Genomic DNA, 10061 nt, shown 5'->3' on the forward strand with positions numbered 1-10061 from the left:
GTTGAATAGCTTGCCCTCACTTTTGCATATAATCTCTTCGAGCGACATTTCACTGAACGGAGTTCCTTCAATGAGGGTGTTTAGTGTGTCAATGTACGCCTTTTCATGTTTCCCATAATGGAAATCGATTGTATTCGCGGAGATTACGGGTGCGAGTGCATCCGGCGAATATGGCAGACGGGGTTGTGTGAACTTCATAAATATCCTGTTTAATATATTTAACATAAAAACGATAAGGAGAGGAATCTTCCTCTCCTTATATAACAAAATATATGAGTCAATGTTTATCAGTTCATGTAGTGCCTTGATATTAATAAATACACTTGGTTATATCAGAGCTGATACGTATGCCTGACACTAATCGAAGATTGCGTCCCAATCTTTCCAGACGGGTTCGTAGCCGTTTGTGCGTATTGCTTCTGCTACAGACATGGGGGAGCGGTCATCGCTGACTTCAAACTGTTCGAGAGCTTCCGGAGATGTGGCGTAACCACCGGGTTCTGTCTGACTGCCTGCGCTCATGGATGTTACTCCGAGTCGCATTATATGGTCGCGGTAGTATGGCGCTTCCCTGGTGGAGAACGAGATATCTATATCGTGATCGAATATGCGGAAGGCGAATGTGAGGCGTGCGAGTTCCCTGTCGTTGATGATGACCTTGGGCTGATATCCGCTCTCCGAAGGGCGCATACGGGGAAAATTCACAGAAAAACGAGAACGCCAGTAGCGTTTCTGAAGATACCTGAGGTGTCTTGCCATCATTATGGTGTCGGCGCGCCAGTCTTCAAGCCCGAGCAGAACACCCATGCCGATTTTATGAACCCCCGCCTCTCCCATACGGTCGAAGCCGTTAAGTCGCCAGTCAAAGTGGCTTTTCATCCCTCTGGGGTGGTATTTCTTATATGCTTCCCTGTGATATGTTTCCTGAAAACACACAACTCCATTGAGTCCGGATTCAGTCAGTCTGTAATAGTCTGCCGCCTTCATAGGCTGAACCTCGATTGTGAGGTTATGGAAATAGGGTCGGCAGCGGTGCAGGACTTTTTCAAGATATTCCACTCCGCATAACGAGGGATATTCTCCCGATACAACGAGCAGATTCTCAAACGGACCGAGTTTTTTTATTGCTTTGCATTCATTTTCGACCTGGTCAGGAGTCAGTGTGGTGCGTGTGAACGGGTTGTCATGATTAAAACCGCAGTATACGCATTTGTTTGTGCAGGCATTGGATACATACATCGGGATGTACATGGAGATTGTTTTCCCGAAGCGTTCGAGAGTGAAATGTCTGCTCAACTGTGCCATTTCTTCAAGAAACGGATCCGCCGTAGGAGAAATAAGTATCGCAAATTCTTCCGGTGTCAGAGGTTTCACATTACGCCGGGCCTTGGCAAGTACCCTGCGCACATCAGCCTCTGTGGCATTTTCGACAATGCGTATTGTCTCGTCCCAGTCGAAGTTGCCTATTTCATCAGCGAAACCATGACCGAACACAGCGTCTTTTGAAGGATCACATTTGAATTTTAATTCTTGCATTCCGATTCTATATTCTGAGAGATGCGCATAGCGCAGAAATTGGGACCGCACATCGTGCAGAAGCGATCATCGGCGTCGGGAGCGTTTCTCCTTGATTCAAGATAATATTTTTTAGCTTTCTCCGGATCGAGCGATAAATTGAACTGGTCTTTCCATCTGAATTCATAGCGGGCTTTGCTCAAGGCATCGTCTCTTACGGTTGCTCCCGGAAATCCCTTGGCAAGATCTGCTGCATGAGCGGCAATCTTATATGTGATCACACCTTCGCGCACATCTTCGAGCGTAGGAAGCGAAAGGTGTTCTTTAGGTGTCACATAGCAGATCATCGCCGTTCCGAGATTCGATATTATAGCTGCTCCTATGGCGGATGTGATATGGTCATAGGCAGGGGCTATGTCTGTTGTAAGAGGACCGAGAGTGTAGAAGGGCGCATTGCAGCATGCCTCTTTCTGTTTGTCCATGTTTTCCTTGATCTTATGCATGGGTACGTGTCCCGGTCCTTCAACAAGCACCTGAACATCATGTTCCCATGCTTTTTTTGTCAATTCTCCGAGAACTTCAAGTTCAAGGAACTGGGCACGGTCATTGGCATCGTGAGTGGATCCCGGGCGCATGCCGTCTCCAAGAGATACGGCAACATCATATTTGTTAAGAATCTCGCATATCTCGTCGAAATGGGTATAAAGGAAGCTTTCGGAATCATGAAGCACGCACCATTGAGTCATGATCGAACCACCACGTGACACACAGCCGGTGAGGCGTTCTTGCACGAGTTTCGCATGTTCTCGGAGCACGCCTGCATGTATGGTGAAGTAATCAACTCCCTGTTCGCACTGTTCGATAAGTGTATCGCGGTATATCTCCCATGTCAGTTTCTTTACATCACCGTTTACTTTCTCAAGTGCCTGATAGATAGGTACAGTCCCCATGGGTACTGGGCAGTTGCGGATAATCCACTCGCGGGTCTCGTGTATGTTGTCGCCTGTCGAGAGGTCCATCAGTGTGTCTCCGCCCCAATAGCAGCTCCACACGGCTTTTTCAATCTCTTCCTCTATGCCGGAAGAGAGAGCGGAGTTTCCGATATTTGAATTCAATTTGACACTGAATGCAGAACCGATAATCATCGGTTCAGCCTCCGGGTGATTTATATTGGCGGCTATGATGGCTCGTCCGGCTGCGATTTCATCGCGTACGAATTCCGGGGTTATATATGATTTTATTCCCCTCGACTCGTTGTCCAGGTTCTCTCTTATTGCAACATATTCCATTTCAGGTGTCACAATGCCCTTCCTTGCATAATGCATCTGTGTCACTCTTGCGCCGTCTTTTGCCTTACGTGGCTTATGTTGCACGGGAAAGCGGAGAGAATCAAGTGATTTGTCATCACGGCGCATGCGTCCGTAATCGCTTGTTATATCAGGCAGTATTTCAGTGTCATTACGTTCTTCCACCCAATTCTCGCGTATACGGGGCAACCCCTTGTTCATATCTATTTTTACGGATGGATCCGTGTATGGTCCCGATGTGTCGTAAACGGTAATGTCCTCGTTGGGATATTCAGCTCTTTTGCCGTTTTCTATCTTTACAGTAGGATACTGGTGTATCTTCCTCATACCTACCCGTACTCCCGGCATTTTGCCGGATACGTAAACTTTTTCTGAATTCGGATATGACGAAACGTCTATATTTTCTATTTTCATGTTATTGTTGTCTGAATTAGATTAGTAACATTTTCTTAATCAAGAAAGGAAGTCAAAGGACTTGTTGCCTGAGCGTATGTTGAAACCGCTCCGAGACCTGCGTTGAAAGCGTTGCGGCCTGCACGCACGGCATCTTTGAAGGCGCCAGCCATCATAACCGGATCACCCGCAACAGCGATTGCCGTGTTCACAAGCACTGCGTCAGCACCCATTTCCATAGCCTCGGCAGCATGTGACGGAGCACCGAGACCTGCATCTACAATCACCGGTACGCGACTTTGTTCTATTATTATTTCAAGCAGGTCTCTTGTCACAAGACCTTTGTTGGTGCCGATAGGTGCCGCCAACGGCATGACAGCCGAAGATCCAGCTTCCTCAAGAAGTTTACACAATACGGGGTCTGCCTGTATATAAGGTAGCACTGTAAAACCGTCTTTTGCCAGTTCCTCTGTTGCCTTGAGTGTTTCAATTGGATCAGGCATAAGATACTTGGGGTCCGGATGTATTTCAAGCTTTATGAAAGATGTGCCGAATATCTCTCGGCTCATTTTGGCGGCAAGAACCGCTTCGTCGGCATTACGTACACCCGAAGTGTTGGGAAGCAGCTGCACATGTTCCCGGTTGATATGGGTCAGCATGTCGTCTGTAGCCTCATTCATCATGTTCACCCGCTTCATTGCAACGGTGATCATTTCGGATTCCGAAGCCTTTATGGCTTCGAGCATCTGATCCGGCGATGCGAATTTGCCTGTGCCTACAAAGAGCCGCGAAGTAAATTCACGCTCTCCGATTTTTAGTATATCATGCATAAATTAATATAGTTGTTATTTCTTTTCATATGGTTCCAGCAACCGCAGAAATTCCTCTGTAGCCGCTTTAATATCGGGAGCAAATGCTATTGCACCACTGACAGCGATTCCATTGACTCCGCTTTCCATAAGCGGAGCAACGTCTTCAGGAAGTATCCCTCCCACTGCGACAGTCGCTATGTTTATCTCTCTTTCATGCATATTGCCGCATATTGAACCGATACCTTCAATGCCGAGAGTCGGGGCGAGATTCTTTTTGGTTTCAGTGAACCGATATGGACCGATGCCGATATAGTCAATATCAAGAGCCTTGACCGCCTCTACATCTTCGACTGTATTTGCTGTCACGCCTATCACGGCTGCCGGACCGAGAATAAGTCTTGCCTGAGACGGAAGCATATCCGTCTTGCCGAGATGAACACCGCCAACGTCCAGAGTCTTTGCAAGTTCAACACGGTCATTAAGTATCAGAAACGCTTCTTTGTCAAGACACATCGGTTTGATTTCTTCAATGACTCCGGCTATTTCTTCGTCTGAAGCATCTTTCATACGTACTTGAATCCAGCGGCATCCGCCTTCGAGCACTTGTCGCACTTGTTCCGTCACCGGTACCGGGGAGGAAGTTGATGTTATATATTGCAACATATTGTCTTATTTATTTTTTGCAAAAAACTGCCGATGTCTTCCCATATACATCCGAGCATTGCCGCTCCGGCGAAACCGGCAGCTGCAAGTTGTCCGAATTTTTCTGGTGTGACACCTCCTAAAGCTATAACGTTTTTACTATAGATTTTGTCTTTAAGATCATTGATGTCAAATGCAGAATGGTAGCCGGCTTTTGATATTGAATCAAAAATCGGCGACAGTGTGACATATTCATAATCCTCGCATCCATTGAGTTCTTCAATAGAATGACAAGATTTCGAAAGTCTGCATGCAGCCTGCGGAGCTACCGGGCAGCGGGAATTAAGATGAGCACCCCCGAGATTAAAATCGTTAAACAATTCAAAATGACCATGCAGCCTTAGGCGTTTGCGCAAGCGGTATGGAATATCTTCAATAAGATTCCTGATATCGCGAAGCGATGCTTCCGGTTTACGGATATGCACATAATCAAGTCCGTTCACAAGGAGCGAACTTATCATGTCAGCCTCAGACGAAATAATCTCAGGCTTTGTAATCGCAATTTTCAGAAATCGGTCTGTCATCCTCCGAATGCCGCAGATATCAAGGTTATTGAATCTCCATCGTTGAGTTTTGTAGTCTCCCAGTTCTCATGTCTTACAATCCTGTTATTGAGCGCAATGGCTGTGCCGCCGGGTTTTACGCCTCTTTCTGTCATCAATTGGGCAATCGTAATGTATTCGCCTGAAAGTTCTACAGGTTGATTGTTTATAGTAATTCTCATAATGTCAAGAGCTTGTTAAAAATATTATCGCATTGCGTATATCTACGGCTTCCGTGTGTTTACAGCTGCCAGGACATGCGCTCGCGGAAGGTGTTAAACAAAAAAGTCAAGAGGTCCGGGTCCGTTCATTACGTGAAGAGTCGCAGCGGAAGCGATAGCCTTGTCTATGAATGATTTTGCGTTACTGACGGCAGTTGTCAGAGTCTCTCCTTTTGCAAGACCGCAGGCTATTGCCGAAGAAAGTGTGCAACCGGTTCCGTGAGTGTTTGGCGTATTTATCCTGTGGGACTCAAAACATGTCAGTTTATCGGAATCAAGAAGATAATCGGCTGAAACATCTCCGGGTGAATGTCCACCTTTCAGCAGAATCGACATGCACGATGTTTTTTCCTTCAACAGCCGACAGACGGTTTCCGGATCCATTACCGAAGTGTCTCTATTCAAAAATCTTGAAGCTTCGGAAATGTTTGGTGTCATTACAGTTGCTATCGGCAACAATTTTTCGGTGAATGCATCTACGATGTCTTTCCCGGGCGAGACCAATGCCCCGCCGTTTGTAGCTACCATCACCGGATCAACAATAATGTTTGAGACACCGTATTCACGGAGTTTGCATGCCACCACTTCAATAATCTCGGAAGACGGGAGCATCCCGGTCTTTACAGCGTCAGGACGCATTACCTCGAATATCGAATCGAATTGCTGTTCAAGCATTCTGATAGAAACAGACTCCACTCCGAATACTTTTATGGAATTTTGAGCCGTCACTCCTGTTATGACAGTTGCGGCATAAATGCCGAAAGCACAACAGGTCTTTATATCCGCCTGTATCCCGGCTCCTCCTGTATTGTCGGAGCCTGCAATGCTTAAAACAATTTTTTGTGTTATCATGGAGCTTATGTTTTAAACAGGTGCTTAAGCCATATCCGTATCGCGTATTTCAGACGGAAGCGCAGAAGATATATTCTCTCTGCACTGAGCCATCAGTTGCTTTGTATTGAAGCCCTTCTCTCCGGGATATATCGGCTTGTGTATCGTCAGTTTTATAGTGCAAGGTCTCATATTATAGGTGAACCGAGGCATCGCCTTGAAGCTTCCGTCTATAGTCACCGGCACTACAGGCAACCTGAATTCTCCGGCAAGCATGAATGCCCCGCGTTTGAAGGGAATCATTTTTCCGTCCCAGCTTCTGCTGCCTTCAGGGAAGATAACAAGAGACATCCCGTGTTTAAGAGTCTGTTCCGCCTCGGCAATCGTCTCTTTAATTCCGGCAACGCTTGAATCATCGACAAAAACATGCCCTGCGCATTTGCATGCCCATCCTACCATAAAAATTTTTTCAAGTTCTTTTTTCATCAGCCATTTGAAGTTATGGTTGAGAAATCCGTATATGGACCAGATATCATATGCTCCCTGATGGTTGGCGACGAATACATAAGAAGTCGCGGGGTCAATGTTCTCACGTCCCGAGACTTTTATCCGCATAAGAAATATGGCGCAAGTGAATCTTGCCCAGTAATGCGGGGGGTAATAGCCCCAGAAATCTTTGTTTCCTGTCAGAGATCCGATTGCAGTGAAAATAGCTGTCAGAAATGTGACTGCAACAAATATCGGTCCGGCAATAAGCCATTGGTAAGTGAAATATATCGCCTTTGCTATACTTTTCATGATTTATAAAATTCTGTTTTTACAAAATTACAAAATTATGCCCACACTTTAAAATAATAAGTAAGTGAACTCGCCTTGACTTATTTTAACTTTCGAAATAAGTCAAGACGATTCGGTTTTCATATGCTGGCTTAAAATTGAAGTTAATTTGCGGGGGTTGGCGATTTTTCGTAATTTTGCATAAAGTTATAAGGCATGAATATGCCGGCGAATCTAACTCTAACATTATAAGACATGGCTAAAATCGGTAGTGTGAAGACTGCGAGAGGTCGCAAAGCGATGCTGCTTGGCAGTGGAGAACTTGGTAAAGAGGTCGCAGTAGAATTGCAGCGCCTTGGCGTTGAAGTTGTGGCATGTGATAAGTATCCGGATGCACCTGCTATGCAGGTGGCGCATCGTTCGCATGTGTTCAATATGCTTGATGGCGATGAATTGAGAAAGTATGTGGAACTTGAGAAACCCGACCATATAATACCGGAAATAGAGGCTATTGCAACTCCTGTTCTTGTTGAACTCGAAAAAGAGGGCTACAATGTCACTCCGACTGCAAGAGCCGCATGGCTTACAATGAACCGCGAAGGTATCAGGCGTCTTGCTGCCGAGGAACTCGGATTGCCGACTTCTCCATATCGTTTTGCCTCAAGCCGCGAAGAGTTTGACAGAGCTGTTGAAGAGATAGGAATTCCTTGCGTAGTCAAGCCGGTGATGAGTTCTTCCGGGCATGGCCAGTCCACAGTCAGAAAAGCTGAAGATATAGATGCCGCATGGAAAGAAGCTCAGGAGGGCGGACGAGCCGGAGCTGGCAGAGTGATTGTGGAAGGTTTTGTAGATTTTGACTATGAAATAACTTTGCTGACTGTAAGAAGTGTATCAGGAACTGTCTTCTGCGAGCCGGTGGGACATATACAGGAAAATGGTGATTATCGCTATTCCTGGCAACCACAGCCAATGAGTGAGGTGGCGATAGCGTCGGCAAAGGATATTGCGCGTAAGGTTACGGACGCTTTGGGCGGATATGGCATATTCGGAGTTGAATTGTTTGTCAAGGGCGACAATGTAATCTTCAGCGAGGTGTCACCGCGTCCACATGACACCGGAATGGTAACTATGATTTCTCAGGATCTGTCGGAATTTGCTCTTCATGCCCGTGCGTTGCTCGGGTTGCCTGTCCCTTCGATTGAGTTTTACGGTCCTTCGGCATCCAGAGCAGTTGTAGTGGAAGGAAACTCAGATTGTGTTGAGTTTGAAAATCTTGAGAAAGTGCTTGAAGAACCCGGCACGCAGCTGCGCATTTTTGGCAAGCCCGAAGTAAGAGGACATCGCAGAATGGGCGTGATTCTTGCCAAAGCGGATACTCTTGAAGAGGCGCGAGCCAAGGCATCGCGTGCTTATGATAAATTGAAAATTACAGTTCATTGAATAAGTCAAGTAATAAGAATATAATCAGGTTGCCCTCTTCGGAGGGCATCTGTTGTTTTACTACCTGCGTTGTCCATGACCAGCCCGCGGACAGGAGTGATGATATTCTGCCCTGTAATATAGTTTTGCCGAAGCAGACTCATTCTCTGAATGTGGCTATCGTCTCAGACGGGAATGAGATATTGGAGGATACAGATGCCATTATAACGGAAACTCCGGGACTTCCGATAGGGGTTAGAACAGCGGATTGTGTGCCTGTCATCCTATATGCCGAGGACATTAAAGCTGTTGCTGCCGTACATGCAGGCTGGAAAGGCACTTTAGGCGGTATTGTTGACGTGGTTGTAGACAGACTGGCAGATATGGGTTCCGACCCGCGGAATATTCATGCCACATTCGGTATATCTATCTGCGGGAATTGTTATGAAGTCGACAATGATCTTGGGGAACGTTTTATAGAAAACGGCTTTTCGAAGTGTGTGTCATATCCGTGCGGAGAAGCGGGTAAACCATGTGTGGATCTTCAGGGGGCGAACACCTTGCGGTTGATCAGGAAAGGTGTTGACCCGGACTATATCTACAATAACACTCTCTGCACGCGGTCGACAAAGGATGCGTATGGAAATCCTCTCTTCTATAGCTGGCGCAGAACACCGGGCATATCCGAGCGTAATATCACGTTCGCTTATCTACGGTTTTGATGTTGATCCGATCTTGCGGAAATCCAATAGATGTGAACAAATGTTTAACAGGTCTGTATCTGGTTAATGAACCGATACAGACCTGTAAAATCAATGCCTTTGCCGAATTATTCAGGCATTTGTCTCGGTCTCGCCTTCCGCTTCGGGAGCGATGAGTTTATACCCTTTCCCGTGTATGTTGATTATCTCGATGGATGGATCATCCTTAAGAAGTTTGCGGAGTTTTGTTATATACACATCCATGCTTCGGGCGTTGAAATAATTATCGTCAATCCAGATTGACTTGAGAGCATAGTTGCGTTCAAGAATTTCATTCACGTGGGAGCACAATAGTGCCAGAAGTTCAGATTCTTTAGTTGTGAGCTTCTGGGTCTTGTCATCGGCTATGAGCACCTGTTTCTGGGTGTCGAACGTGTATTTACCTATTTTGTACAGGGTTATGTCTTTGTCCCGCTTCCCTTTCACGCGTCTGAGAATCGCACCGATGCGGAACACAAGCTCCTCCATAGAGAAGGGTTTCGTGATATAATCGTCTGCACCCAGCTTGAAACCTTCAAGCACATCTTCTTTCAACGCTTTTGCTGTCAGGAAAATGATGGGCACATCTCCATTGACGTTACGAATCTCTTGAGCCAAAGTAAAACCGTCTTTCTTCGGCATCATGACATCGAGGACACAAAGATCATATTTCCCTTTAAGAAAAGTCTTATAACCTTTTTCGCCATCGGGGCAGAGGTCGGCATTAAATCCCTTTGCCTGAAGAAACTCTCTGAGCAACATGCCCAGGTTTTCATCGTCCTCGCAGAGCAGTATCTTTAAG

Annotated in this window: 11 protein-coding genes and 1 pseudogene; 2 read left to right on the top strand and 10 right to left on the bottom strand. The window is 46.2% G+C overall.

Annotation, left to right across the window (positions count from 1 at the left end):
* From JX312_RS04410 to JX312_RS04450, 9 genes and pseudogenes are all read right to left on the bottom strand, one after another.
* Window positions 1–198, bottom strand: a pseudogene (locus JX312_RS04410) (superoxide dismutase); the annotation flags it as partial.
* A gap of 159 nt (window positions 199–357) precedes the next feature.
* Window positions 358–1536 (bottom strand): 2-iminoacetate synthase ThiH, encoded by a 1179-nt coding sequence (gene thiH / locus JX312_RS04415; RefSeq protein WP_204457188.1) that lies wholly within the window; start codon window positions 1534–1536, stop codon window positions 358–360.
* Window positions 1524–3236, bottom strand: a complete 1713-nt coding sequence (gene thiC / locus JX312_RS04420) for a phosphomethylpyrimidine synthase ThiC (RefSeq protein ID WP_123406303.1) — start codon at window positions 3234–3236, stop codon at window positions 1524–1526. Before thiC ends, thiH begins: the two co-directional genes overlap by 13 nt.
* A gap of 35 nt (window positions 3237–3271) precedes the next feature.
* Window positions 3272–4045 carry a thiazole synthase gene (locus JX312_RS04425; protein WP_304504926.1) on the bottom strand — a complete coding sequence of 258 codons (774 nt, stop codon included), beginning with the start codon at window positions 4043–4045 and terminating at the stop codon, window positions 3272–3274.
* Between the two features lie 15 nt (window positions 4046–4060).
* Window positions 4061–4690 (bottom strand): thiamine phosphate synthase, encoded by a 630-nt coding sequence (locus tag JX312_RS04430; protein ID WP_123406307.1) that lies wholly within the window; start codon window positions 4688–4690, stop codon window positions 4061–4063.
* Entirely contained in the window at window positions 4675–5253 is a 579-nt protein-coding gene (locus tag JX312_RS04435; RefSeq protein ID WP_123406309.1) for a thiamine phosphate synthase, read from the bottom strand. Before JX312_RS04435 ends, JX312_RS04430 begins: the two co-directional genes overlap by 16 nt.
* The gene (gene thiS, locus JX312_RS04440; protein ID WP_123406311.1) at window positions 5250–5453 is read right to left on the bottom strand and encodes a sulfur carrier protein ThiS; all 204 of its coding nucleotides are present in this window, start codon (window positions 5451–5453) and stop codon (window positions 5250–5252) included. Before thiS ends, JX312_RS04435 begins: the two co-directional genes overlap by 4 nt.
* 93 nt (window positions 5454–5546) lie before the next feature.
* Window positions 5547–6344, bottom strand: coding sequence for a bifunctional hydroxymethylpyrimidine kinase/phosphomethylpyrimidine kinase (gene thiD, locus JX312_RS04445; RefSeq protein WP_204457189.1), 798 nt, complete (start codon window positions 6342–6344; stop codon window positions 5547–5549).
* A gap of 24 nt (window positions 6345–6368) precedes the next feature.
* Window positions 6369–7121 carry a 1-acyl-sn-glycerol-3-phosphate acyltransferase gene (locus tag JX312_RS04450; protein WP_123406315.1) on the bottom strand — a complete coding sequence of 251 codons (753 nt, stop codon included), beginning with the start codon at window positions 7119–7121 and terminating at the stop codon, window positions 6369–6371.
* A 234-nt stretch (window positions 7122–7355) separates the two neighbouring features.
* On the opposite strand from JX312_RS04450, the gene purT reads away from it, so the two are divergent.
* Window positions 7356–8540 carry a formate-dependent phosphoribosylglycinamide formyltransferase gene (purT, locus tag JX312_RS04455; RefSeq protein ID WP_204457190.1) on the top strand — a complete coding sequence of 395 codons (1185 nt, stop codon included), beginning with the start codon at window positions 7356–7358 and terminating at the stop codon, window positions 8538–8540.
* A 125-nt stretch (window positions 8541–8665) separates the two neighbouring features.
* The gene (locus JX312_RS04460; RefSeq protein WP_204457191.1) at window positions 8666–9241 is read left to right on the top strand and encodes a polyphenol oxidase family protein; all 576 of its coding nucleotides are present in this window, start codon (window positions 8666–8668) and stop codon (window positions 9239–9241) included.
* Window positions 9242–9352: 111 nt separating this feature from the next.
* On the opposite strand, the gene JX312_RS04465 is transcribed toward JX312_RS04460, so the two are convergent.
* On the bottom strand, window positions 9353–10061 hold a 709-nt coding region (locus JX312_RS04465; protein WP_204457192.1), incomplete at its 5' end, for a response regulator transcription factor.

The sequence above is a fragment of the Barnesiella sp. CU968 genome (assembly GCF_905219685.1).
In the GTDB taxonomy this organism is placed as follows: domain Bacteria; phylum Bacteroidota; class Bacteroidia; order Bacteroidales; family Muribaculaceae; genus Lepagella; species Lepagella muris_A.

Bases quoted from the DNA above. Each gene is read 5' to 3' on its own strand.
- thiD (WP_204457189.1), bottom strand. From the start codon at position 6,344: ATGATAACACAAAAAATTGTTTTAAGCATTGCAGGCTCCGACAATACA.
- thiS (WP_123406311.1), bottom strand. From the start codon at position 5,453: ATGAGAATTACTATAAACAATCAACCTGTAGAACTTTCAGGCGAATAC.
- JX312_RS04450 (WP_123406315.1), bottom strand. From the start codon at position 7,121: ATGAAAAGTATAGCAAAGGCGATATATTTCACTTACCAATGGCTTATT.
- JX312_RS04435 (WP_123406309.1), bottom strand. From the start codon at position 5,253: ATGACAGACCGATTTCTGAAAATTGCGATTACAAAGCCTGAGATTATT.
- thiC (WP_123406303.1), bottom strand. From the start codon at position 3,236: ATGAAAATAGAAAATATAGACGTTTCGTCATATCCGAATTCAGAAAAA.
- thiH (WP_204457188.1), bottom strand. From the start codon at position 1,536: ATGCAAGAATTAAAATTCAAATGTGATCCTTCAAAAGACGCTGTGTTC.
- purT (WP_204457190.1), top strand. From the start codon at position 7,356: ATGGCTAAAATCGGTAGTGTGAAGACTGCGAGAGGTCGCAAAGCGATG.
- JX312_RS04425 (WP_304504926.1), bottom strand. From the start codon at position 4,045: ATGCATGATATACTAAAAATCGGAGAGCGTGAATTTACTTCGCGGCTC.
- JX312_RS04430 (WP_123406307.1), bottom strand. From the start codon at position 4,690: ATGTTGCAATATATAACATCAACTTCCTCCCCGGTACCGGTGACGGAA.